Source organism: Agrobacterium bohemicum, assembly GCF_001562555.1.
Lineage (GTDB): Bacteria > Pseudomonadota > Alphaproteobacteria > Rhizobiales > Rhizobiaceae > Agrobacterium > Agrobacterium bohemicum.
Window position 1 is genome coordinate 22,520 of sequence record NZ_KQ961037.1, and the last position, 25,615, is coordinate 48,134.

Here is a 25,615-nt window from a genome sequence, read left to right on the forward strand (position 1 = left end):
GGGACCTGCCATGTCAGATTTCACCCATATCAAACGAAGTGAGCACCTACCGACGCGCATCGCTGCCGATATCGGTCGTGAGATTGACGAACGCCGTATCCTTCCCGGCCAGAAGCTGCCAACGGAACATAGCTTGGCGCAAACATTTGGCGTCAGCCGCTCGGTTGTACGCGAGGCGATCGCTCACCTTCGCAACGAGGGACTGGTAGAGTCGCGGCAAGGAGTGGGTGCCTTCGCAACGGAGATCCAGCATCGGCAGTCAATCCGCATCGGAACAAGCCAACTCAACGACCGTGAAAACTTCCGCAATCTGTTCCACGTCCGGTTCGCTTTGGAAATAGAGGCTGCGCGGTTGGCCGCACTTCATCACAAACCCGAGGACATCGCCAAACTCGACGTGGCCCTGGCACAGATGACCGGCGCGGAAAAGTGGACAGAGCAGGGCATCGTCGCCGATCTGGCCTTTCACAAGGCGGTCGCTGCAGCAACCCATAACGAATATTTTCTTCAGTTCATCAGCTTCATTGCCGAGAAAACGCATATCGCCATCAATGCCGCGCGAGCATCGGCAGTGCTTGAAAAGATCGTGGAGATAACAATCGCCGAACATGTGGCGATCAGGGATTCAATTGCGAGTGGCGATCCTGACAAGGCCAAGACTGCAATGACTGATCATCTGGAGGGCGCTGCCAGCCGACTGAATCTGGATTTGGGGCCTTGAAACATATATGAGCGTTCACTTTTTGGATAAGTTCCACCATCGTCTAGACAGATGCAGAAAGGCGCACTAAGACAATATCATGTTGTCGGACATCCGACAACATTGGGAGAGTGGAGGCTCTCCTTGCTAGAAATCGGAGGGTTTTCTTGTCATATTCGGTGAAAGTCTCTGTCGTTGACCTCGTGCCGAACCACATTTCGAGTGGTGGCTTTACGCTTATGGCTGCACGATACACCACACTCAGCCTTCAGCTGAAACGTGGTGACGAAGTCAAGATGACCGGTATCAGCACTATACAACCGATCAGTCGTTCATCGGAATACCTGAACTCGTGTAACTCGATCGCAATCACCATACCCGGATGGCACCATGCTCGCTCGGGTCAGGAACAAGTGCGGCTTGGGCGTCTGTAACAGACGTCGGGGGAGGAGAAAATGCAAAAGCTAAACGATCTATTTTACAAGTTCCTTGAAATCCTGCTGATCCTTCTTCTGGCAGGCATGGCGCTGATGGTGTTCGGAAATGTCGTGCTGCGTTATGGCTTCAACCAGGGCATAAACGTATCAGACGAGATGTCGCGCTACTTTTTCGTCTGGCTCACCTTCATCGGGGCGGTGGTGGCATTTCGTGAACATTCCCATCTCGGCGTGGAATCTTTAGTGGCCATGCTAGGGCGTAAGGGTCGCATCGCCTGCATGATTCTCACCAACATGGTCATTATCCTGTGCTCCGCCATTTTTTTCTGGGGCACCTGGGTCCAGCTTCCGATCAATTCCAGCATGGTCGCACCCGTGACCGGGCTTTCGATGGCCTGGGTCTATGGCATTGGATTTTTCACAGGCGCTGGGTGCGTGCTGATTTCGCTTGAACGCCTCTTCCGCCTCCTGACCGGCGGTGTCACCGAAGACGAAATTGCGGCCTTCACAGGTGAAAATCTGTCAATCGAACAGATGGCGGAGCGCACCTGATGACACTCCTCGTCTTCATCGGCTCCTTGCTCGGCGCCATGGCCATCGGCGTACCGGTCGCTTTTTCCCTGATGTTCTGCGGCGTCATCCTCATGTGGTACATGGGAATGTTCAACAGCCAGATCATCGCGCAAAACATGATCGCGGGTGCCGACACATTCACATTGCTCGCAATTCCGTTTTTCATCCTTGCTGGCGAACTGATGAATTCCGGTGGACTGTCGAAGCGTATCATTGAATTTGCAATCGCGCTCGTCGGCCATATCCGCGGTGGCCTCGGAATCGTCGCCATTGTTGCCGCCCTCATAATGGCGTCAATTTCCGGTTCGGCTGCGGCTGACACGGCGGCCCTTGCCGCCATCCTCATCCCGATGATGGCCAAGGCAGGCTACAACGTTCCCCGCTCGGGCGGCCTGATCGCCGCAGGTGGCATCATCGCACCCGTCATTCCTCCATCCATGGCCTTCATCGTTTTCGGCGTTGCTGCCAATGTCTCGATCACCCAACTCTTCATGGCCGGTATCTTTCCCGGCATTCTGATGGGTGTTTCTCTCGTCGTTACCTGGCTAATCGTTGTACGCAAGGACAAGGTTGAGGCACTGCCGAAGACATCCGGCAAGGAACGTTTACAAGCCACAGGCCGCGCATTGTGGGCGCTCGGCATGCCCGTGATTATTCTCGGCGGCATCAAGGCAGGCGTTGTCACCCCCACTGAGGCGGCGGTCATTGCGGCGATCTATGCACTCTTCGTCGGCATGTTTATCTATCGCGAACTCAAGCCCCGCGACTTGCCAGGTGTCATACTGCGCGCGGCCAAAACGACCTCGGTCATCATGTTCCTTGTTTGCGCTGCGCTTGTCTCTGCGTGGCTGATCACGGCGGCGAACATACCCGCCGAAATCGCAGGTTACATCGAGCCGCTGATCGACCGTCCGATCCTGCTTATGTTCGCGATCATGGTTCTGGTCCTGGTCGTCGGTACAGCTCTGGATTTGACGCCGACGATCCTCATTCTGACGCCGGTGCTGATGCCAATCGTCAAGCAGGCGGGCATCGACCCCGTCTATTTCGGCGTCATGTTCATCATGAACAACTGTATCGGCCTTATCACGCCGCCCGTGGGCGTCGTTCTAAACGTTGTCAGCGGAGTTGGGAGAATTCCGCTGGGCAAGGTCACGGTCGGCGTTCTGCCGTTCCTGATCGCGGAAACGCTCGTGCTTTTCCTGCTCGTTCTGTTTCCCGATCTCGTGATCGTCCCGGCCAGATGGTTGTACTGACTTTCTCGCCACAAACCGTGCCAATTAATGCTCAAACTGGGAGGAATACATCATGAAGAAGCTACTTTTTGCGACGACCGCCATCGCCATGGCAATCTCGGGCTCGGTTCCGGCCTTTGCCGAGTTCAATAGCCGAACCATTCGCGTTTCCAACGGGATAAACTCTGATCACCCGGTCGGCAACGGCATAAAGGCCATGCAACAATGCCTGGATGAGAAGTCCGGCGGCAAGCTCAAGCTCACGGCCTTCTGGGGCGGCGCGCTCGGCGGCGACCTTCAAGCAACCCAGGCACTGCGATCCGGCGTCCAAGAAGCTGTCGTTACCTCGTCCTCACCCTTGGTCGGCATCATTCCAGCACTCGGCGTTTTCGATCTGCCATTCCTTTTCGCCAGTCCCGACGAGGCGTATAAGGTTCTCGACGGCAAGTTCGGCGACAACATGAACGAGAAGCTCGATGCCGCCGGTCTGATCAACCTGGCCTACTGGGAAAACGGCTTCCGTAACCTCTCCAATTCACAGCGACCAGTGACGAAGTGGGAAGACTTTTCCGGCCTAAAGGTCAGGGTCATGCAGAACAACATTTTCCTCGACACTTTCCAGAATCTAGGGGCAAACGCTACCCCGATGGCGTTCGGTGAAGTTTACTCGGCGCTTGAAACCAAGGCGATTGATGCGCAGGAAAATCCCTACGTGACCATCGACACCTCGAAATTCTTTGAAGTGCAGAAGTATATCACCGAAACCAATCACGCCTACACACCGTTCCTATTCCTCTTCTCCAAGCCAATCTTCAATACCTATACCCCGGAGGAGCAGGCTGCCCTGCGTGAATGCGCAATCGTCGGCCGTGATGTCGAACGCCAGGTTATCGCGGAGCTGAACAAGAAGTCGCTGGAAAAGATTAAGGAAGCAGGCCTTGAAGTGAACCAGCTGTCAGCTGAAGAACAAGTCCGTATCCGAGAGAAGTCCATGGTCGTGTACGAGAAGCACAAGGAGCAGATCGGCGCTGATATCGTTGATGGCATCTTGGCAGAGCTGAAGACGATCCGCGCAAAGTAAGCGCACACTTCCATCTGAAAATTCAATAGGCCCGCGTCGGATGTGATGTGGGCCTGTTGGTTTTTACGTCGCGGTTGACACGGAACGCGATGGATGTGGCATCGCCTTCGCCCTTTATAAAGAGCGATCGCGCGGACCGGAAGCTCGCCAAGAGTTCAACCTGCTGACGAATTGAACATAAAGGTTGGGAACTTAGCGTGGATAGCATCTACGGCTGAGAGCGTGCCGGAGAGATGCGTCCGCAACGCAGCAGTCGCATCTTCGGCCCTGCCTGACGCGATAGCCTCGACAATCGCCGCGTGTTCAATGAGCACGGTCTGCATTTTTCCTGGCATAGGCAGGTTGAGCCGCCGTAACCGATCAAGATTGACACTCTGGCGGCGCACATTCGTCCAGAGCTGGAGAACTCCGGTCTTCTCGTAAAGCTTCTTGTGGAATTCCCGGTCGATACTGTCGAAGACATCATAGGTGTCGGGGGATTCCGCAGCCTTTTGTCGGGTCAGAATTTCTGTGAGCTCCAACGCCGTCTCTCTCGGAGCGCCCTCGGTCAGTCGGCGGACAGCCTCCAGTTCGATCGATAACCGCAGGAACTGTGCCTGCCTCGCATGATCGACGTCGATCTTGGCGACAAGCGTTGCATATTGTGGATAGACATCCACCAGACCCTCTTCCTGCAGCCGCATCAACGCATCTCGAACGGGGGTCTGGCTGATCCCAAACTCCATCTGCAAGGACGCACGCGACAGGATCGTTCCCGGCACCAGTTCCAGTTTGAGAATCCTGTCTCGAAGAATTTCGTGTACCTGCAAAGCCACCTGTCTCGACCGATCCAGTTGCTTGCCTCTGATCACACCACTCATGCGTTTGTACTCACTTTACAGATCGAATCTCACTACATCACATATTTCAGGTTGATGCACTGATGTTTTAGTGCTTCAATGCAGCCAGAAAGCAGATGTTGTCATCGACAAGGTGAGCCACGAGGACGGAAGCGCAGCAACGTTGGAACACGATATCCACAACTTGCTGCTTTCCTCCGACCCGGTCACGAGGAATAGAAATATGCTGTCGACAAACATCATCCTTGCGGCGGATGTCGCCGAGATCAGGCAATATGACGACATCAAGTCGGTCGAACAGAGATTGAGTGCGCCGGTGACGCTGTGGGGCATCGGCGCAGTGCGCAAAATCGCTTTAATACTAGTGCTGGCGATCATCTGGCAGGCCTATGCCTTCTATCTGGACAATCCGCTGCTCTTTCCGACACCGAGTGAAACGCTGGTGATGCTTGTCGACCACTTTGTCGATGGGACCCTGCCCTCCCGGATATGGACGACGCTGCAAATCCTGTTCACGGGATACGTCATCGGCGCATTGCTGGCCGCGCGGCTGACCGTGCTTACGCTCAACACCCATTCCGGTTTCCTCCGGGTATCGAAAACATTGCGCATGGCGGGGGCCAATCATGGTCTCACAGGCATATCCTACGTTTTGCGTATCCTCGTCCCGGCTACTTTTCAATCCATTCTGACGGGCCTGAAAATCGGTGGCATTTGCCTGGCGGACACTGATTGCGGTCGAACTCGTCTTCGGCGTTTTATCGGGACAAGGCGGCCTTTGCCGGTTCATCTTCGAAAATCGCAACCTGCTCGATATTCCCGCCGTCTTTGCGGGGCTTTTGACCGTCATCATCATCGGCCTGATCGTCGAAAATCTCGTTTTCAAACCATGAGCGTCACACCATTCAAAAATGGGGAATGAAAGAGTAGTCCGCTTGTTGCTCTATTCCCATTCTCTGGAAAGCCCCTGCCATGACACACACAAAAACACCTGAGACGCTGCGCAGTGCTCGCTGGTTCGCCCCCGACGATCTCCGCAGTTTCGGACACCGCTCGCGCATGATGCAGCTCGGCTACGGCGAGGAGGATTTTCGGGACAAGCCGATCATCGGCATTCTCGATACATGGTCCGAACTCAACACCTGCCACTCCCATTTCAAGGAGCGCGTTCAGGACGTGAAGCGGGGCGTCAGTCAGGCCGGTGGTTTCCCGGTCCAGATGCCGTCGCTATCCGTCGACGAGAGCTTCACCAAGCCCACATCGATGCTCTACCGCAACATGCTGGCGATGGAGACGGAAGAGATGATCCGCTCCCATCCGCTGGATGGCGTGGTGTTGATGGGCGGTTGCGACAAGACGACGCCCGGCCTCGTCATGGGAGCGATCTCGGCAGGAATACCGATGATTTACCTGCCTGCCGGACCCATGTTGCGGGGCAATTATGCCGGAAAAACTCTCGGCTCCGGCTCGGATGCCTGGAAATACTGGGATGAACGCCGCGCTGGCAATATAACAGACGAGGAATGGCTGGGCGTACAGGGCGGCATTGCCCGCTCTGCCGGTACATGCATGACGATGGGTACGGCCAGCACGATGACCGCCATTGCCGACGCGATGGGCCTGACTTTGCCCGGCGCGTCATCAATCCCGGCCGTGGATGCCAACCACCAGCGGATGTCAGCATCCTGCGGCCGCCGAATCGTCGAAATGGTCTGGGAGGATTTGACACCGGATCAGATCATCACGGATGCCGCCTGTCGCAATGCCGCTATCGTCGCCATGGCGACCGGCTGTTCGACCAATGCTGTCGTCCATCTTATTGCTATGGCGCGCCGCGCTGGCGTCAAGCTGACACTGGACGATCTCGATGCGCTTGGCCGTATCACCCCTCTTATCGCCAATGTCCGCCCGTCGGGAAAAGATTATTTGATGGAGGATTTCTTCTACGCCGGGGGGTTACGAGCCTTGATGAAGCAGATCGAAGACCGGCTTGAGCTGTCTGCCATGACCGTGACGGGCAAGACCATGGGAGAGAACCTGGAAGGCGCGCAGGTTTACAATGAAGATGTTATCCGCCCACTGTCCAACCCGGTCTATCATGAAGGCTCACTGGCGGTGGTGCGCGGCAATCTGTGTCCCAACGGTGCCGTCATCAAACCGGCGGCATGCGATCCGAAATTCCATGTCCATCAAGGTCCGGCACTGGTATTCGACAGCTATCCTGAAATGAAAAAGGCCATCGATGACGAAAATCTCGATGTGACACCTGACCATGTTCTCGTGCTGCGCAATGCTGGCCCACTGGGTGGGCCGGGTTTTCCGGAATGGGGCATGTTGCCCATACCCAAAGCGCTCATCAAACAGGGCTACCGCGATATGCTTCGCATTTCTGACGCCAGAATGTCCGGCACGTCCTACGGTGCCTGCGTATTGCATATTTCACCGGAAAGTTATGTCGGCGGCCCGCTGGCACTCCTAAAGACGGGTGACATCATTCGTCTCGATTTACCCAGCCGCAGCCTCGACATGCTGGTGGATGCCGACGAGCTTGCGCGTCGCAAGTCGGAATGGGTAGCGCCTGAGCCACGGTATCAACGCGGCTATGGGTGGATGTTCTCCCGCCACGTGACGCAAGCAGATCAGGGCTGCGATTTTGATTTTCTGGAAACGGACTTCGGCAGACCCGCCGGCGAACCGGATATTTATTGAGGAAGGACCAACCATGACAGACTATGTTCTGAGCGACGCCACGCGCGCAAAATACAAAAAGATCTCGACGGCTTCGATTGCCACCGCCTTGTTCAAGCGAGGACTGCGCAACCAGTTCATTCAGGGTGTGGGACCGGTGGCTCCAAAAGCGGAAACCATGGTGGGCCAGGCATTCACCTTGCGCTACATTCCGGCGCGTGAGGATCGTAACCCGATCACCGTGTTCCGCAATCCCGACCACCCGCAACGTGTCGCAATCGAAACCTGCCCGGCGGGCCATGTTCTGGTCATGGATAGCCGCAAGGATGCGCGCGCAGCGACCGCTGGTTCTATTCTCATCACTCGCCTTGCGCTGCGCGGTGCCGCAGGCGTCGTTACCGATGGTGGATTTCGCGATGCGGAAGGCATCGGCGCGCTCGACATGCCAGCCTATTATTCCAAGCCATCGGCACCGACCAATCTGACGTTGCACGAAGCCTTGGACATCAACGTGCCAATTTCCTGCGGGGATGTAGCCGTGTTTCCCGGAGACGTTCTTGTTGGCGACCGGGACGGTGTAATGGTCATCCCTGCCCACTTGGCAGATGAACTTGTCGATGAATGCGCAGGCATGGAAAGCTATGAGGACTTCGTGCTCGAACAGGTAAAGGCCGGCGAGGCCGTCATAGGCCTCTATCCTGGCACCAAGGACGAGTATCAGCAGCGATATGAAGTCTGGCGGGCAAAAAATAACCGCTAAAAAGAGGAAGGCGCAGGTCCGAACCTGCGCCTTCCTTACGCGTGGCCTGTATCATCAACGACGCCCGACTGGGTGGACGGTTCAATCACCGGCGTTTTCTGGAGTCCAGCGGGAATATCCCGCCAGCCGAAGCCGACGAACGATATGATGCATGCTGGAGCAAACAGCTATGGCAGCGTAACTTGGACCAAACAACCTCCGGCAAACCCGGTGCAGTTCAATTTCGCGCCAATTACGATCCCGTCATGCTTGAGCGATATTCGGCGCAAACAGCTTCAACCTTTCAGCGCCTTTGATTTTAGACGATCTTTGTTGGATTTAAGCAGTTTTTTATTCATTTCCCTTAGCGTTCGCTGAATGCGTGGGCGGCGCTATGCTGCGGGGAAGAGGCTGGAACATGAAATTATCCCAGAAGGTGAAATCCATAGGTTTCAGAACATCGAGCGGGATGGCTTTATTGCTCATATCGGTCGTGCTGGTCGCAGTTGTCGGGATCCGTGGTATTGGTAACCTGACAGGCGCCGTGTCTCAAACGGTGGATACTTCAAAGGTACTGATCGGAGCCAACAAGGCTGAAGGTGCCATTATCCAGTATCTTGTCAGCAAGGAGCCCGAGCGGATTGATCAAGCAGCCAGTGCCCTAGAGACAGCGCAAGCGACACTCACTTCTTTGGCGCTGTCAAAAGAAGAAAGCACGCAGCTCTCAGATGGCATATCTATAATGTCAAATGCGGTCAGAGCTCTTGGAGCCTCTCAGGATGCTGTCCAGAAAACAGCCATCGCTCTGCGTGATGCCACTGGAAGCATGGTTTCCTTGGCTGATCAGACTGAAAAGAGTGCACAAGATATCGCCAACCAGGCCGAGACCAATTCGAACAATGCGCTGATTAGTCTAAACACCATCCGTGTCCTTATGCAGAATGCTGGCAATTTCAGCGAAGGGATCAATGCACTCGAGTTAGCGCTTGTGAAAGTCTCCGTGCAGGGCGGGCAGATATCAGCCGATCAGATAACAGAACCGATGGCTCGTGCCCAGGCCGGCTTGACTGAAGTTGTCAAACTGGGAGGAACACCTGACATCCAGCCGATCGTCAGCAGCTTGGAGAAAACCTTCGCGGAGATTCAGTCCGCCATTTTGAAAGATAACGGCTCAGCTTTTTCCTCAACACAGGACTTCGCGCTGTTCGCTAAGATTTCAACCGCCTCTCAGAAGCTAGACGAGGTGCTACGTAGATCCGCGGAAACGGAACTGGCCTCCAAAAGCGAAAAAGATAAAGCTCGATCTAAGGCGCGTATCGTTTCCGGCACTGCACGCAACTTCAGCAATGTCTTGAAAGAAATTCTGGTTCAAGTCGAACGATATCGCCTCCAACCCTCTGATGAAGCTGCCGCTATAGTGACAGCAGGCCTGAAGAAGGCAGAAGTCTTCGGTGGAATGCTGGCGAAGACTACCGGCAATGACATGACTGCCAGTCTTTCCCAACTGGGCCAGACTTTCGACTCGATGAAGACGAATTTGGCGTCGTTCGATCAGCAGGCGTCGCTGGTCGTGTCGACATCGCAGAGCGTCACCGACGGCATTGTTGAGATCGCAGGCGAAATTGCATCGGAATCGGAACTCCAGGGTAGTCAGGGCAGGTCCTGGATGTGGGGCGCCGGTTCGTTCAGCCTTGTCATGGCTATGGCCATTGCACTCTTTATGGTCCGCTCCGTTGCGCGGCCTATGATGCAGGTTGCGCAGGCAATGGCGCGTCTGGCAAAGGGGGAACCCGATACACATCTGAAGCTGGCGAAAACCGACAACGAAATCGGTGAGATGATCGGTGCGCTGCAGGTGTTTCAGGAAAACGACCGTGCCCGAATCCACGCCGAGGCCGAGACAGGTCGCGAAAGGCAGCAAGCGGAAAATCTGCGGCTTGAACGTGAAGCCGAGCGTTTGACGGAATCGCAAGCGATGGAGTATGCCTTCCGGCAGATTTCCGGCGGTCTGGACGCCCTGTCGAAGGGTGATCTGACGGCGCGCATCGGAGCTGTCGATTCCCGATACGAGCGTATCAGAGATCACTTCAATAGTGCCGTTTCCACATTGGAAGAAGCGATCGGCGCTGTCATACTCAGCGTTGGAACGATCAGGTCGGGGTTGTCTGAAATATCAAGTGCATCCAACGATCTTGCTCGCCGGACGGAACAGCAGGCTGCCTCTCTCGAAGAAACAGTTGCCGCCTTGGGCGAGGTGGCCAACGGGATCAATAGTACTGCCGATGGTGCAGGCCACGCGCAAAAGACCGTCGCGCTCGCCAAGACAAACGCGGAAAGCGGCGGAGCGGTGGTGGAACGCGCCATCAGCGCGATGAGCGAAATTCAGGATTCATCGACAAAGATCGGCAACATCATCGGTGTCATCGACGAAATCGCATTCCAGACGAATTTGCTTGCGCTCAATGCAGGTGTCGAGGCGGCTCGTGCCGGGGAAGCCGGCAAGGGCTTTGCCGTCGTTGCACAAGAAGTGCGCGAGCTTGCCCAAAGATCTGCAAGTGCTGCTCGCGAAATCAAGGGGTTGATTTCAACATCGACAGCTCAGGTGACAGCAGGCGTCAAGCTCGTTGACGAAACGGGCACATCACTCAAGGACATCTGTGAGCAGGTCGGCGGCATCAGTGTTATCATAGACAAGATTGCGATGGCGGCCAGAGAACAGGCCGTAAGTCTGCGGGAGGTTTCCACGGCCGGCGACGAGATGGACAAGGTCACTCAGCAGAATGCAGCAATGGTCGAGGAGACAACCGCCGCATCTCAAACCCTTGTGCATGAAACTGAAATCCTGGCCCAAATGGTGGGGCAGTTCGTGACCCGACGTTCAACGAGCGTCGGACTGCGGGCCGCAGCAGCGTAAAGCTGGCGTCTAACGATCATATTTTGACCCCAACTTTATTAGACGACGGTTTAGAGAAGCGCAGGCCCTTTTACGGCCTGCGCTTCAACGTATGATCCACCGCCGGAGATGTCCTCGACCGGACATCCTTCGCGTAGTCCTTTGCCGCACCCCGCTAGGCGGCAAGAACCGCATCGATGAAAGCCTAATCGAAGTCAAAGACGTTATCGATGCTGTCTACTCTCGGTCGCCGTCACATCTAACGTTTGTCAGTGGTCGAATGTCGTAAGGTGACAGCCCCAAGATTTCAGCCGACAGCCACACGCGCCTGCGTCACCGAGAACGCGAGAATGGACAGCTCGAACGGGAGCCGCAGGCCTGAAAGCGTTCAGCACATGTTTTCGTGGTCATCGATTGCCTGGAAGACATAAAGAGATAATGGCACATTCGGGTCCCAAGCCTGCCATCTATGTCTCATTCATCTGGTGTTGGCATAAGGATTATGCGCTATCTTGCGACATACTGTTTCCATGGATGCTCTTCCTTGAAGCCTAGAACATCGCGGGCCTTTCGATTGGAAAGCGGTGCTTCATCTTTGCCCATTTCCCGCAAGATCGGCGTATCAGGGCAGTATTTGGCGAGAAATTCGGCGGTCGAAAGATCAGCAGTGATCGTGTCATTCACAGCGTTGAAAACCTGAAATCCCAATCCGTCTTTTTCGATGCAGAGGTGAACGAGATTGCCGAGATCGCGCGCGTCCACGTAGCTCCATGCATTGCGTTTTCGGGACATTGGATCGTCAAGAAAGGCTGGAAACTTGGAGTATTCGTGTGGTTCTATAACGTTGGCTATGCGCAGCGCGTAGATGTCGGCCTGGTAGCGCATGGCAAAAGCGCGCGCCGTCTTTTCATTGACGAGCTTCGATAGGCCATAACTATCCATCGGGTCGGAATCGTAGTTCTCATCCAACGGGAATGCGTGGAAATCCTTGTCCCCCTCTGCAAAACAGACACCGTAGGTCGTCTCGCTCGAGGCGATAATGACCTTGCGAACACCCAGCTTCATAGCTGCTTCGATGACATTGTATGTGCCGACTACATTCGCTTCGAAGGTCTTATTGTCAGGCTCAATCAACACGCGGGGAATGGCTGCAAAATGCACGACGGCATCGGGCGCAGACGGCGGAGCGCCTTCTTCGAAACCGTCAAAGCCAAAATGCGTTGTCAGGGCGTTGAATACCTGACCACTATCGGTGATATCCGCAATCAGCGTGTTTACCCCTTGCAGATCCAAGGGCTTCAGATCGACGTTCAGAACGGAATAGCCCTTTTCCAACAACTTTGGAACGGCATGGCGCCCAGCCTTACCCGTGCCACCTGTGAAAACGATACGTTTGGTCATTCTGGTCTCCTTTTAAAGCTGACGCACCTCAGAACGGTCGATCAGCAGTCAGCTGAGCACGGCAGTTTTGCTTCGCCGGTTTGCCCTTGGCATACGATAACAATTCGGACCCGCTTGCAATTGAGATACGTTCCAGTGGGATTTCTTGAACGGAAGCGAACCTCCGCCTTGCGATAACGGATAAAAACAACGTTAGCGACCCTGTATCGATCGTAAACTCGAAAGGGGATAGAAACGCGTGATTGACTCGACACTTTCGTGCAGAGTCAATCATTTACATGCGCCTAGCGTCGAATTTTAACGGGACAACTCCTCCAGAACCCTGCCCTTGGCCTGACCGGACTATGGATCATCCATCACTCGATTTTTATCTCGCGACGCGGCAAACGCAAACTATTACAGACATTATAATTTTAAGCTCCCACAGGACCGTCGCATGGCTTGCCGTATTCAAAAGTCTTCACCCTTGTCGGATTTCGCTACGATCTCCGCCTTTTTCAAATCGGCCGTAATGTCGTCTGACGTTCGCGGAAATCGGGTTACGAAGGCTCCATCCGCATCCACAATCCAGATTTCCTTTGTATTGACCAGTTCGGCGCGGAAAGGCCTGCAGAAATTCATCACCAGCTCCTGTGAGGTTACATCCCCTATTTTAGTTACTACGTGAATTAGCATGAAATGGACTTGTTCTATTTCACGCCTGATTGCGCTACGCCACAAAATGCGGTTTGCGTCCAGACAGGGAACATATCATTCCCGTTGTCATAGCGATGATAGGAACGTTTCGATTGAGGCGCCACGAGGCCCGGATGCGCTTCGTCGTTTCGATGCAGTTCCCGTACCTTGATGGCCCTGACCTGCCAGACCGGGCGAGCAAAATATTTCTCGTTGAGGAGGCTTTGTTCTCGTCGACAGGGTGAACGGCCAATGCCCCTTGGGCAGCGAGGCGGAAGCCTAGTCACCTTCGCTTGCGGAGCCTGATCAGCTTCAATGCCAATTCTTTTAATTATCTCTGCGAACACCCTAATATAGGGGTCGAGAACTTATATTAGGTAAACGTGAAGCTGATAATTAGAAATGATCCACATTCTCGGCGCGACATCCCAGCCATGAAAGTAAAGGATCATGTTTTCGGAAATAAAAATAAAACAGAGGATCACGCCTCATAGCTGGCGGCGCACAAACGATCAAAAATTGCTGTAAAGGGACATGGATTCAAGGCAAACTGATCAGGTAATGAGACGTCTACGGATTGCCTCCGCGATTGCCTGCGTGCGGTTCATAGCGCCCAGCTTCTTCACGGCAGACTTGATGTAGCTGTTGACGGTATCGGGCTGATAACCGGTCGCCACGGCGATCGCTTCACTGGTGAGGCCTAGGCTTGCCTGCGCTAGGCAGGCGATCTCGCCTTTTGAGAGACGAAGTTGATCGGCTGCGAAACGATCCATCAAAGGCTTTGTGACGGCCGTGTGGATGGATCCCGCAACGACCGATAGAAAATTCAATTCACTCTCCTCAAACGGCGTCGACCGTGCAAGGCAGATTGCACCGTAAATGACGTCATTTCTCATAACAGGGATCAGGGTTCTGTTGTGAAGCCCGAACGTACGCTGCAGATAAATTAGCCGCGGCGGCGGCTCGTGTTCTGCATAGACCTCTCTTTCAACCACGATGGACGTCGATGATTGCGCAACAAGAATGAAAGGATCGACTGAAAAAAGGCGGTCGGCGTCATATGCTTCAAGAAATGCAGGAGGCATGTCAGTGTCGATCGAAAAACCATGTCCGAACCGGTAGTGATCCACATCAAGACCGCTGATGGAAATGTAGTCGAAGGGGACCGCCAACCTTAGACGGTCGATGATATCATTCCTGCCGAAGTGCCTGTGCTTGGGGACAGACCGCAGATCGGTGTATGCGTCCAGGGCGCTGGGATTGAGAATCGAAATCGGACTGACGGGCATCGTGATTCCATGGTTTCCGGATAACTTGAGTTTTGGGGTCTGCCAATTAACAAAAGGTTAACTGGCAACCTTAGATTTTGTGGCCATTGCGGAAATTACAATTAAAGCGTTGGCGATTTTCGCTGCAACCCACTGGGCTGCTAACAGGAGGTGTGGAGATTTGGGCGCCTTGCGGTCGGCAACCTGTGATCATCAAAGGGCATAACGCAAATTGTCTGTGTCATTTGGTTTTGTTTACTAACTATCAACGCCCCTACCCTAAAATTGGTACTATCAAGACTGATGGCGCTGGTGGCTTGTCCCAACCTCTCTTGTCCGTTGAAGCAGAAATTTGGAGGAATGCATGCTAGGATTTGGCACCGGGGCTGACGCAAAGGCCGTTCTCGAAGCGATGAGCAGGTCTCAGGCCACCATCGAGTTTACACTTGATGGTACGATCATTACCGCGAACGAGAACTTCTGTGGTTTGCTAGGATATCAGCTGTCCGAAATAGCGGGGCAGCACCACCGTCTATTTGTCGATCCTGCTGAGGCCGCGGCTTCCGATTACAGAGAATTTTGGGCAAAGCTTACGCGTGGAGAGTTCGACCGCCGCCAGTACAAACGGATTGGAAAAGGTGGCAAGGAGGTCTGGATCGAGGCCTCGTACAATCCTGTACTTCGCGGTGGCAAGCCCTACAAGGTCGTAAAATTCGCGACCGACATCACACAACAGAAGCTGAAAAGTGCCGAAGATGCCGGCAAGCTAGACGCGATTTCTCGTGCTCAGGCTGTGATCGAGTTCACACCAACGGGCGACATTCTCACTGCAAACGAGAACTTCCTTAATACCCTCGGCTATCAACTCTCAGAGGTTCAGGGCAAACATCACTCAATGTTCTGCGAACCGAGCTTTACAAACAGCGAAGAATATCGTCGCTTCTGGACAAGATTGGCTGGTGGCGAGTTCATTGCAGAAGAATTTATGCGCATCGGCAAGGGTGGCAAAAAGGCGTATATCCAAGCTTCGTACAATCCCATCTTCGATTTGAATGACAAGGTGTTCAAGGTCGTCAAGTTCGCGACCGACGTCACGACGCGCGTAGGCAACGTCGATCAACTCGCGAGGTCCCTCAAGGCTCTCTCGGAAGGCGACCTAACGCAGACCCTTACGATTCCCTTCCTGCCATCGCTGGAGAAGTTGCGAGAGGACTTCAACGAGGCAGCTTCCAAGCTTCGGGTCACATTGCAGACGATCTCCCAGAACGCGGGCGCCATTGCCGCCTCGTCGCAACAGATTCAGTCTGCTTCGAACGACCTGTCCAAACGTACTGAACAACAGGCCGCTTCCGTCGAGGAGACCGCTGCGGCGCTGGAGGAGATAACAACAACCGTGGCGGACTCCAGTCATCGCGCCCAAGAGGCCGGCGAGCTTGTTCGCACAACCAAAGAAAATGCCGAGCACTCGGGGAAAATTGTTGGCCAAGCGGTTGATGCCATGGGCATGATTGAGAAATCGGCAGGCGAGATCGCCAACATCATCGGCGTCATCGATGAGATCGCTTTTCAGACCAATCTTCTGGCGCTCAACGCCGGCGTCGAAGCTGCTCGCGCAGGTGATGCAGGCAAAGGCTTTGCCGTCGTCGCACAAGAAGTGCGAGAGCTTGCCCAGCGATCGGCCAAGGCTGCAAAAGAGATCAAGGAACTGATCAACGCATCGAACGCGCATGTGAAAAGCGGGGTCTCATTGGTCGGTGATACGGGGAAGGCGCTACTGCAGATTGTAACCCAGGTTGTGCGAGTAGATGGCAACGTCGGCGCCATTGTTGAAGCCTCCAAAGAACAGGCAACTGGCCTCAAGGAGATCAACACAGCGGTGAACACAATCGATCAGGGCACACAACAAAATGCTGCGATGGTCGAGGAAACAAGTGCTGCGGCCCATAGCCTTTCAAGAGAAGCAGCCCAGCTGTTCGAACTGATAAGTCAATTCAACATCGGGACTGCAGCCGTGACACATCGACTACCAACCGCAGCCAACGTTCATTCGCGACCCGTCGCCTCGCCTGCTCGCCAGATGACAGCCAAAGTTGCTCACGCGTTCAATGGCAACGCGGCATTGAAGAGCGGCGACAGCTGGGAGGAGTTTTGACGCCACGGGTGGAGCGAACGATATGTCTGAACAAACATGAGATGGAAATCGTCGCTGACGGCACACCAAGATATTCGGCTATTTAAACTGGATTTTGTCTTGTCAATATTTGGACATGATCCGCAGATCACTCTACCTGCAAGTGGTCTTTCGAAATGCCGCAATCAAAAGCCTGACAGAAGACCGCACTCGATCACGCGTTCAGATGGACAAAACTTCTTGCATTACGGGCGACAACCGCAGAAGCAGGCAAGAAACGTACCGTAGACTACGACCGGATGTCGGCAATGATGATCTTTGCAACCCCACCTGGCTTCGAGGCGGTCATGAAGAGTATTGAAACGCTGGAGGGGACAGTCAACTTGGCCAAGTGGTCGATCAGCAGTCCACAAAAAACCTTGATGCAACTATCGTGTTGTTGGAGGTTGCTGGTTTGGCAAACAAGCGGTAAAAAGCCTATCGCGGGTCAAATGGCTGCATGACATTAAAAGGAACTCTTATGCCAACCGGTACAGTTAAATTTTTCAATGATGACAAGGGATTCGGCTTCATTACACCTGAGAATGGTGGAACGGACGTGTTCGTTCACGTGTCTGCTTTGCAACAAGGTGGGTCGCTGAGAGAAGGTGACAAGGTCACCTTCGAAGTTGGCCAGGACCGCAAGACCGGAAAATCGAAGGCTGAGAACGTCAGCGTGCTCTGACCTACGGGTCGCGAGCCCAGCCTGACCGATCTGGGCAGGCTGGGCTCGCTCTCTATGCGGCTTACTGAAAACTCCGACTTTTTACCTCAAGCCAAAACGGGTTGCCACCGATCGCGTCGATACACCATCACGTGACGCAGCCAAGGAATCCTCAACGCGATTCCGCTTTCAATGGACGCGCTACAGGCTTTCGTCGAGCGTCCGAAGGTCGCTGATAAACTCCGACATCGAGTTCGCCTCTGTTGCCACGCTCGCTTCATTGTCTCCATGCCTGATGGGATCGAACGCCAGCGGCTAATAATGGATGGCGCCGTCGGCGTCCGTCAGCAGGAAGCTGTTGCTGCCGTCCGCGATTTCAAACACCAGGTATCGAGGATTCAACCGCACAAGATTATCTCGGCCAATCACGAGTGTTTGGTGAAGGTTGAGCGCCATTCGGGACCCTGAAACATGATCTGGTTCCCCCCTCTTCCTCGTAGCTTTCACGGAAGTGCGCCGTGAAATAAAGCTCAGTCTGCTTCAATCCGGACCCACCCGTTTCGAGATAGTTTTCCCTCAAGGACTGGGAAATGGACACGCCAGTCGCCTGTTCTACGCAGCTAATGTCATCCTCAGACCATTTGCGTTAAGGCAGTTCCAGAAACTCCGAATGACGCCGCAAGCGAGCGATAGCCGCCGATGAAAGCTCGTTCATTTAGGATCTCTTGAATGGCATCTAGTCTATTACGAAATGTCGATCAGCAATCTTGAAAACTCATTCGATGTTCTTGTCGATCACGTGAGAGCAATGCTCGCCGCCTGACAATTGGTCGCCCAGCACCGAGACCCTTTTGGCGATAGCACTCAAGCTGCGCTTTCTATCAGGCCACTACGAACAACCTGCCCGCGAGACGACCTCGCTTTGAAGCATCCTCAAAAGAGGCTCTTGCAAAATTATTACAAACTTCAAATTTCTCTCTTGCAAGCTGAACTTTGCGGTGCAATTCTGCATGAAAGGCACAAAGCCACGAGATAAAAAATGGGAACTAAGAATGCTGGGACCGACAGGCCATCAAGATACATTCGCGCGCGATAATCTGCCGCCGGCTGACCAATGGCCGGAAATCAAGCTGGAAGGCTTCGATTATCCGGAGTGGCTCAACGTTGGTGTTGAACTGACAGACCGTATGGTTGAGCGTGGCTTTGGAGACAATACCGCCTTGATTGGCAACGGTCGGCGCCGCACCTATAAGGAATTGTCCGACTGGACCAACCGGATCGCCCAGGCATTGACCGATGATTACGGTCTGAAGCCCGGCAATCGTGTGCTGATCCGCTCTGCCAACAATCCGGCTATGGTTGCCTGTTGGCTGGCTGCCACCAAGGCTGGCCTGATCGTGGTGAATACCATGCCGATGCTGCGCGCTGGCGAACTGATCAAGACCATCGAAAAAGCCGAAATCCAGCTGTGCCTGTGCGATACACGACTGATGGACGAGATGGTCACCGCCGCCAAAGAAAGCAAATACCCGACCCTGGTGATCGGTTTCGACGGTACGGCCAATCACGACGCGGAACTTGATCGCATGGCGCTCGGAAAATCAGTCCGCTATCAGGCGGTCAAGACCGGCCGTGACGATGTGGCGCTGCTGGGTTTCACATCCGGATCGACCGGTGTTCCAAAAGTCACGATGCATTTCCATCGCGATCTGCTGATCATCGCCGATGCTTTTGCAAAGGAAATATTGGATGTGACGCCCAACGACGTCTTCGTTGGTTCTCCGCCGCTTGCTTTTACCTTCGGCCTTGGAGGGCTGGCGATCTTTCCATTGCGCTTCGGTGCAGCGGCTACGCTGCTAGAAAGCGCAACCCCGGCGAAGATGATCGAGATCATCGAAACCTACAAGGCGACCATCAGCTTTACCGCGCCCACGGCTTACCGGGCAATGATGGCAGCGATGGATGGTGGAGCTGATCTCTCCTCGTTGCGCGTTGCGGTGTCTGCCGGCGAAACATTGCCCGGCCCTGTGTTCGAGGAATGGGTCCGCAAGACCGGAAAGCCGATCATCGACGGCATCGGCGCCACTGAAATGCTACATATCTTCATCTCCAACCGCATCGGCGACAGCAAGCCTTCCTGCACCGGAAAGCCCCTGACCGGCTACGAGGCGATTGTTGTCGATGAGGATATGAACGAAGTGGCCCGAGGCAAGGTGGGGCTCTTGGCGGTCAAGGGCCCTATCGGCTGCCGCTATCTCGCCGATGATCGCCAGAAGGACTACGTCCGCAACGGCTGGAACCTGACCGGTGACAGCTTCACTCAGGATGAAGACGGCTACTTCCACTTTGCCGCGCGCTCCGATGACATGATCGTCTCGGCTGGCTACAACATAGCAGGTCCGGAGGTGGAAGCAGCGCTGCTTAAACATGAGGCGGTGCTCGAATGCGCCGTGATCGGGGTATCCGATGAGGCACGCGGAACGATCGTTGAGGCGCATGTGGTGCTGACGAAAGGTTCGGAGCGTGGCGAACTGATGGTCAAGACCCTGCAGGATCACGTCAAAGCAGTGATCGCCCCTTACAAATATCCACGCTCAATTGTCTTTACCGAAAGTCTTCCGAAGACGGAATCCGGCAAGATTCAGCGCTTCAGGCTGAAGCAGAATTTGCCTGCATAACCCATACTGCACAACGGCTGGAATTTGCCGTGCCTGTGCAATGGAAACTTCCACTCAAATGTGGAAGATAAAAAAACCTTCGGTGGAAATCTCGTCCGCCGCCGGAATCTGGGAACGACACAACAACAAACGGGAGTTCGTTACATGAAGAAAATGCTAGCTGCAGCCACAATGGCGCTGAGCATCGGCACATCCGGCCTGGCTATTGCCGAGCCGCTCAAGATCGGCATGATCACCACGCTTTCCGGCGGAGGTGCCGGCCTCGGAATCGATACCCGCGACGGCTTCATGCTGGCGATCAAGAATTCCGGCAATAAGGAGATTACCGTCGTCACAGAGGACGATGCGCAGAAGCCTGAACTGGCTGTCCAGATTGCCGACAAGATGATTCAGAGCGACAATGTTGACGTATTGACCGGTATCGTCTGGTCGAACCTTCTGATGGCCGTCGTTCCGGGTGCAGTTGCGCAAGGCAAGTTCTACGTTTCGACTAACGCGGCCCCCGCAGCACTTGCTGGCAAGAACTGCAATGCGCTTTATTTCAATGCTGCCTATCAAAATGACAATCTTCATGAGGCCATGGGCGAATACGCCAACAAGGGCTACAAGAAGATGTTCATCCTGGCGCCGAACTATCCGGCCGGCAAGGATGCTCTGACTGGCTTCAAGCGTTATTACAAGGGCGAACTGGCAGCCGAAATCTATACTCAGGTCGGCCAGACAGACTATGCGGCGGAAATCGCCCAGATGCGCGCTTCCGGTGCCGATGGCATCTTCACCTTCCTGCCGGGCGGCATGGGCATCGCTTTCATGAAGCAGTTCGCCCAGTCGGGCGTCAAGATACCGGTCATGGGGCCGGGTTTCTCCTTCAGTCAGGACGTCCTGCCGGCAATCGGCGATGCCGCTCTCGGCGCAAAGGCGTCCGGGCAATGGGTGCAGGATCTGGGCAACCCGGCTAACAAGAAGTTCGTGGCCGATTTCAAGAAGGAATATAACCGTCTTCCGTCGATCTATGCCGTCCAGGCCTATGATGCGGCCCAACTCATCCTGTCGGCAGCCTCCAAGGCAAGCGTCAAGGATGCCAAGGCATTCGGTGCCGAACTCAAGAAGGCAGACATCCAGTCGCCGCGCGGAAAGTTCAAGTTCAACACCAACCAGCATCCGATCCAGGACATTTACCTCACGGAAGTGGTGAAACTCGATGGCGTTTTGACCAACAAGACGGTCGAGAAAATCTTCACGGATCATGGCGATGCTTACGCCAAAGACTGCAAGATCTAAGGGTAGTACATGACCATCGCACTTGCTCTCGAGCAGTTGCTCAATGGCCTCCAGCTCGGCGTCATGTTGTTTCTCATGGCTGCCGGGCTGACGCTGATCTTCGGCGTCATGGGGCTGATCAACCTTGCTCACGGCTCGCTCTACATGGTTGGCGCATTCGCATGCGCCACTGTCGCGGCGTGGACCGGCTCATTCTGGATCGGCCTGATCGCCAGCTTGGTCTGCGCTGCGGCCGCGGGCGCAATCATTGAGCTCATCGTAATCCGCAGGCTGTATGACAGCGATCACCTCGATCAGGTGCTGGCCACATTCGCGCTGATCCTGATATTTTCCGAAGGAACACGCTGGATATTCGGCTCCTTCCCGCTCTATCTTGATATCCCGCCTCTGCTGCAGGGTGCCGTCAGCCTCCCCGGGGGCGCGCAATATCCGCTCTATCGCCTTGCGATCATTGCAACCGGTGCGGCTGTAGCCTTCGGTCTCTATATGCTGATCTCAAGGACCCGTCTTGGCATGCGTATCCGCGCCGGAGAGAGTGATCGTGAGATGATCGGTGCGCTTGGTGTCGATATCCGCACGCTCTACACGGTCGTTTTCGCTCTTGGTGCGGCTCTTGCGGGCCTGGCCGGTGCCATGGTGGGCGCTCTACAATCGGTGCAAGTCGGAATGGGCGAACCGGTCCTGATCCTCGCCTTCGTTGTTATTGTCATCGGTGGTATCGGCTCAATCAAAGGTGCGCTGTTGGGTGCTCTACTGGTCGGCGTGGTTGATACGATGGGCCGTTTCCTGCTTCCCAAGCTGATGGCGCTTTTCGTAGAACCTGCTCAGGCGGGTATGATCGGCGCCGCAGCCGCGTCGATGCTGATCTACGTGGTGATGGCGTTCATCCTTGCCGTGAAGCCACGCGGCCTCTTTCCGGCGGCGCATGCGTAACATGATGATCTTGAACCGTGAAAACCTCATCAATCTCATTCTGGCCGCCATGCTGCTCGCCGTACCGTTTGCGGCAAATGCGTTTGGCCAACCCTTCTACATCACGCTCGCAACCCGTATTGCGATACTGGCGCTGGCGGCAACGGGTCTCAATCTGGCGCTTGGCCTTGGTGGCCTGATCTCTTTCGGCCATGCGGCCTTCTTCGGCATCGGTGGTTATGCGGCGGGGATCCTCGCAAGCCATAGTTTCTCAGGCGACCCACTCCTGTTCGGCCTTTCGGGCACCAACCAGATGTGGATCGTCTGGATCGTGGCGGTTGCGGTCGCGGGGCTGGTCGGTCTGGCAATCGGCGCAATCAGCCTGCGCACATCCGGCGTCTATTTCATCATGATCACGCTCGCGTTTGCGCAAATGGTGTATTATTTCGCGATCTCCTGGCCAGCCTATGGCGGCGAGGACGGGTTGTCGATGACAGTTCGCAATCAGTTGCCCGGCGTCATGACCATGCGGCCGCTGAATTATTTTCTGATCTGTTATGTGGTACTTATGGTCGTGATCGGGCTGTTTGCGTTGATCCGCGCTTCGCGTTTTGGCGCTGCCCTGCAATCCGCGCGGCAGAATGACGTGCGCGTCGCAACAGTCGGCATCAATCCATACCGTATCCGTCTGACGGGTTTTGCAATCTCCGCAATGATCACAGGGTTGGCAGGCGCATTGTTTGCCGATCTCAACCGCTTCGTCAGCCCGTCCATGTTGTCTTGGCATATGTCCGGGGAACTGATCGTGCTGATCATTCTCGGCGGTACGGGACGGTTGTTCGGTCCGCTTGCGGGTGCCGCACTTTACGTTATCCTCGAATATACGCTGGGCGGCTTCACAGAACGCTGGCAGTTCTTCCTCGGGCTGATCCTGCTCGGCGTCGTGCTGTTTGCCCGTGGGGGTCTGCTCGGGCTTCTTGCCGGAAAGGCCAGACATGGTTGAGCCCGTCCTCGAAATTTCGAACCTCGTCAAGAGTTTCGGCGCGCTGAGAGCGACCGATAGTGTCACGATAGACCTCCGTCCTGGCGAGATTCACGCGCTGATCGGTCCGAATGGCGCGGGAAAATCGACATTAATCCACCAGATCTGCGGCACGCTCAGGCAGGACAGCGGCTCGATCCGCTTTGCCGGTCAGGATATCAGCGGCCTCGGTGTGGCAGAACGTGCCCGTCTTGGGCTCGGGCGTACCTTCCAAGTCTCGTCACTTGCTCCGGAGTTCTCGGCGCTCCGCAATGTCATGTTGGCGGTGCAGGCCCGGCAGGGTTCCAGCTTTCGCTTCTTCAAGCCAGTCATGGCAGACAAGACTTTGATGGATGCAGCCATGGCTATGCTGGAGCGTGTCGGACTAACGGCACGTGCGCGCATTCCGTCTGCGGAACTCTCCCATGGCGAACGTCGACAGCTTGAGATCGCCATGGCGCTTGCGCTGGGCTCAAAGGCTTTCCTGCTGGACGAGCCGATGGCGGGTATGGGGCCTGAAGGCTCGAAATCGCTGACCCGCTTTCTAGATTCGCTGCGACAAGAAGCCCCGATCCTGCTCGTCGAGCATGACATGGATGCTGTCTTCGCACTCGCTGACCGTATTTCGGTGCTGGTCTATGGCCGGGTCATCGCGACTGGCACGGTGGAAGAGATCCGTCGCGATCCCACCGTGCGCACTGCCTATCTTGGAGATCACGCCTGATGCTACTGGATGTTCAGGATATCACAACCTATTACGGCAGCAGTCAGGCGCTGTTCGGCGTCGAGTTCCGGATGGTCGAGGGTGAAGTCGTCGCTCTAATGGGCCGCAATGGTATGGGGAAATCGACGACGATCAAGTCGATCTGCAACCTTATGCCGCCCAAGACTGGTCGTGTCTTTTTCGATAATAAATCGACTGACCGTCTGCCATCGCATCGTGTGGCCAAGCTCGGCATTGGCCTCGTGCCGGAGGGCCGCCGATGTTTCCCGAACCTGACGGTTTACGAAAATCTTGTCGCTGCTTCCCGTCCCGGCAAATGGACACTGGAACGTGTCAACGAGCTCTTTCCTCGGCTACAGGAACGCCATGCCCAGATGGCCAAATCATTATCCGGTGGAGAGCAGCAGATGCTGGCAATCGGTCGCGCGCTCATGACCAACCCGCGACTGCTGATTCTCGACGAGGCGACCGAAGGACTGGCACCTGTCATCCGCCAGGACATCTGGAAGGCAATCAAGCTGCTGAAAGCCGAGGGATTGTCTATACTAGTAGTGGACAAGACGTTATCGGAGCTTTTGCCAGTTGCGGATCGATGCGTCATTATAGAAAATGGCCGCAGTGCATGGTCTGGGGTGCCAGGCGAACTGACGTCGGACCTGCAGGATCGATATCTCGGGGTATAGGCAATGGAAGCAGACGCGGTCGCAAGCGCCGATCTGGAAATGATCGTCCACGGCCCGCATGGTCGCAACAAGCCGGAAACCCGTCTATGGCTGCGCATGCTTTCCACCACCAAGCTGATTACCACCGAAATCCGCCGGCGCCTTCGCTCTGAATTCAGCGCCACGCTGCCGCAATTCGACCTGATGGCACAGCTGTATCGGGAGAAAGATGGTTTGCGTCTTGGCGAACTCTCCAAACGCACCATGGTCACCAATGGCAATGTCACCGGCCTGGTGGAGCGGCTCGAGACTGATGGTTTTGTGCAGCGTGTTACGCCGGATGGCGATCGGCGCGTGACTGTCGCCAAGCTGACACCGGCCGGAACCGATCTGTTCATCGCCATGGCCGCTGCCCACGAAGGCTGGCTGCGCGATATCATGGCCGATGTCGATGAAGCGATGATCTCGTCCTTGTGGTTGGAGATCGGCGCAGTGAAGGCGTCCGCCAGCAATCATCTTTCCGGCAGCGCCTTCGAGTAGTAAGGCCAATTGCCTCTGTATCGTGTGCGATGTCGCCAGACATCGTTGTGCGGGATTTTTGGTCGCCCAGCGGCTCTTCGGCCATGGTTGCATCGGTGGCTGCCCGCGATGAGCTCTAACCGGATCGGGCTGCCATCGACTTCACGCGGCCACAGGCAAAGCCACTTTCCGGTGTTGGCACTATGTTGTTGAACGCGAGCGGTGGACTGTCAATCATTCCTATATCTCCATCATGCGCTTGAAGCGTGCTGCGCGAGCCTTAGTGTCCAGTCACGTCCCTCCATCACGAATCTTCTAGACGCCACAAGATGCCGCGTATGATCCAACGATCATCAATCTCCTTTCAAGAAAATTAAACCGCGTAGACGCTCAAAGTTGCGCCGGCTCGTTTGTAGGAACGCGCCCTGATTGCTGTCAATTGATCGAAGGGACCA

At 55.1% G+C, this 25,615-nt stretch carries 22 protein-coding genes and 1 pseudogene; 18 read left to right on the forward strand and 5 right to left on the reverse strand.

All coding sequences use genetic code 11. From position 1 onward, the window contains the following. Positions 1–10: 10 nt before the first annotated feature. From ATO67_RS20545 to ATO67_RS20560, 5 genes are all read left to right on the forward strand, one after another. Positions 11–721, forward strand: a complete 711-nt coding sequence (locus ATO67_RS20545) for a FadR/GntR family transcriptional regulator (protein WP_067653457.1) — start codon at positions 11–13, stop codon at positions 719–721. Between the two features lie 146 nt (positions 722–867). Next, a complete protein-coding gene (locus ATO67_RS23195) occupies positions 868–1,134 on the forward strand; it encodes a hypothetical protein (RefSeq protein WP_157940885.1) in 267 nt (88 codons plus the stop codon). A 21-nt stretch (positions 1,135–1,155) separates the two neighbouring features. Next, positions 1,156–1,689, forward strand: coding sequence for a TRAP transporter small permease (locus tag ATO67_RS20550; protein ID WP_067653459.1), 534 nt, complete (start codon positions 1,156–1,158; stop codon positions 1,687–1,689). Further along, the gene (locus tag ATO67_RS20555) at positions 1,689–2,966 is read left to right on the forward strand and encodes a TRAP transporter large permease (RefSeq protein WP_067653461.1); all 1,278 of its coding nucleotides are present in this window, start codon (positions 1,689–1,691) and stop codon (positions 2,964–2,966) included. Before ATO67_RS20550 ends, ATO67_RS20555 begins: the two co-directional genes overlap by 1 nt. Before the next feature lie 52 nt (positions 2,967–3,018). Beyond that, positions 3,019–4,026, forward strand: coding sequence for a TRAP transporter substrate-binding protein (locus tag ATO67_RS20560; protein ID WP_067653463.1), 1,008 nt, complete (start codon positions 3,019–3,021; stop codon positions 4,024–4,026). Positions 4,027–4,181: 155 nt separating this feature from the next. Here the strand turns inward: ATO67_RS20560 and ATO67_RS20565 are convergent, their stop codons facing one another. Next, positions 4,182–4,886 (reverse strand): GntR family transcriptional regulator, encoded by a 705-nt coding sequence (locus tag ATO67_RS20565; protein ID WP_067653465.1) that lies wholly within the window; start codon positions 4,884–4,886, stop codon positions 4,182–4,184. Positions 4,887–5,088: 202 nt separating this feature from the next. Between ATO67_RS20565 and ATO67_RS20570 the strand changes: the two are divergent. The 4 genes and pseudogenes from ATO67_RS20570 (at position 5,089) to ATO67_RS20590 (ending at position 11,206) form a co-directional block, all read left to right on the forward strand. Then, positions 5,089–5,795 (forward strand): annotated as a pseudogene (locus ATO67_RS20570) (ABC transporter permease). Between the two features lie 42 nt (positions 5,796–5,837). Next, entirely contained in the window at positions 5,838–7,574 is a 1,737-nt protein-coding gene (gene araD, locus ATO67_RS20575; RefSeq protein WP_067653467.1) for an L-arabinonate dehydratase, read from the forward strand. A gap of 13 nt (positions 7,575–7,587) precedes the next feature. Beyond that, a complete protein-coding gene (locus ATO67_RS20580; RefSeq protein ID WP_067653469.1) occupies positions 7,588–8,313 on the forward strand; it encodes a ribonuclease activity regulator RraA in 726 nt (241 codons plus the stop codon). 397 nt (positions 8,314–8,710) lie between these two features. Continuing rightward, positions 8,711–11,206 carry a methyl-accepting chemotaxis protein gene (locus ATO67_RS20590; protein WP_245304054.1) on the forward strand — a complete coding sequence of 832 codons (2,496 nt, stop codon included), beginning with the start codon at positions 8,711–8,713 and terminating at the stop codon, positions 11,204–11,206. A gap of 486 nt (positions 11,207–11,692) precedes the next feature. On the opposite strand, the gene ATO67_RS20595 is transcribed toward ATO67_RS20590, so the two are convergent. From ATO67_RS20595 to ATO67_RS20600, 3 genes are all read right to left on the reverse strand, one after another. Next, complete coding sequence (locus ATO67_RS20595) at positions 11,693–12,586, reverse strand: NAD-dependent epimerase/dehydratase family protein (protein ID WP_067653475.1); 894 nt, start codon at positions 12,584–12,586, stop codon at positions 11,693–11,695. 450 nt (positions 12,587–13,036) lie between these two features. After that, a complete protein-coding gene (locus ATO67_RS23200; protein WP_157940884.1) occupies positions 13,037–13,207 on the reverse strand; it encodes a hypothetical protein in 171 nt (56 codons plus the stop codon). Positions 13,208–13,815: 608 nt separating this feature from the next. Further along, on the reverse strand, positions 13,816–14,550 hold the full coding sequence (locus ATO67_RS20600) for a helix-turn-helix transcriptional regulator (RefSeq protein ID WP_067653477.1): 735 nt from the start codon (positions 14,548–14,550) through the stop codon (positions 13,816–13,818). A gap of 343 nt (positions 14,551–14,893) precedes the next feature. Between ATO67_RS20600 and ATO67_RS20605 the strand changes: the two genes are divergently transcribed. Together ATO67_RS20605 and ATO67_RS20615 are read left to right on the forward strand one after the other, a co-directional pair. Further along, complete coding sequence (locus tag ATO67_RS20605; protein ID WP_067653479.1) at positions 14,894–16,681, forward strand: methyl-accepting chemotaxis protein; 1,788 nt, start codon at positions 14,894–14,896, stop codon at positions 16,679–16,681. 499 nt (positions 16,682–17,180) lie between these two features. Then, positions 17,181–17,384: a cold-shock protein gene (locus ATO67_RS20615; RefSeq protein ID WP_067653483.1), complete on the forward strand. Its 204-nt coding sequence runs from the start codon at positions 17,181–17,183 to the stop codon at positions 17,382–17,384. A gap of 294 nt (positions 17,385–17,678) precedes the next feature. Here the strand turns inward: ATO67_RS20615 and ATO67_RS23205 are convergent, their stop codons facing one another. Then, complete coding sequence (locus ATO67_RS23205; protein ID WP_157940883.1) at positions 17,679–17,819, reverse strand: hypothetical protein; 141 nt, start codon at positions 17,817–17,819, stop codon at positions 17,679–17,681. A 596-nt stretch (positions 17,820–18,415) separates the two neighbouring features. On the opposite strand from ATO67_RS23205, the gene ATO67_RS20620 reads away from it, so the two are divergent. The 7 genes from ATO67_RS20620 (at position 18,416) to ATO67_RS20650 (ending at position 25,181) form a co-directional block, all read left to right on the forward strand. Next, entirely contained in the window at positions 18,416–20,041 is a 1,626-nt protein-coding gene (locus tag ATO67_RS20620; RefSeq protein WP_067653485.1) for an AMP-binding protein, read from the forward strand. 144 nt (positions 20,042–20,185) lie between these two features. Next, positions 20,186–21,322, forward strand: coding sequence for an ABC transporter substrate-binding protein (locus ATO67_RS20625; protein ID WP_067653639.1), 1,137 nt, complete (start codon positions 20,186–20,188; stop codon positions 21,320–21,322). Between the two features lie 9 nt (positions 21,323–21,331). After that, on the forward strand, positions 21,332–22,255 hold the full coding sequence (locus ATO67_RS20630) for a branched-chain amino acid ABC transporter permease (protein ID WP_067653487.1): 924 nt from the start codon (positions 21,332–21,334) through the stop codon (positions 22,253–22,255). Next, the gene (locus ATO67_RS20635) at positions 22,248–23,237 is read left to right on the forward strand and encodes a branched-chain amino acid ABC transporter permease (protein WP_067653489.1); all 990 of its coding nucleotides are present in this window, start codon (positions 22,248–22,250) and stop codon (positions 23,235–23,237) included. Before ATO67_RS20630 ends, ATO67_RS20635 begins: the two co-directional genes overlap by 8 nt. Continuing rightward, positions 23,230–23,979, forward strand: coding sequence for an ABC transporter ATP-binding protein (locus tag ATO67_RS20640; RefSeq protein WP_067653491.1), 750 nt, complete (start codon positions 23,230–23,232; stop codon positions 23,977–23,979). The genes ATO67_RS20635 and ATO67_RS20640 overlap by 8 nt, the downstream gene beginning before the upstream one ends. Next, positions 23,976–24,662 (forward strand): ABC transporter ATP-binding protein, encoded by a 687-nt coding sequence (locus ATO67_RS20645; RefSeq protein WP_210176170.1) that lies wholly within the window; start codon positions 23,976–23,978, stop codon positions 24,660–24,662. The genes ATO67_RS20640 and ATO67_RS20645 overlap by 4 nt, the downstream gene beginning before the upstream one ends. Before the next feature lie 3 nt (positions 24,663–24,665). Then, complete coding sequence (locus tag ATO67_RS20650) at positions 24,666–25,181, forward strand: MarR family winged helix-turn-helix transcriptional regulator (RefSeq protein WP_067653495.1); 516 nt, start codon at positions 24,666–24,668, stop codon at positions 25,179–25,181. Positions 25,182–25,615: the final 434 nt, after the last annotated feature.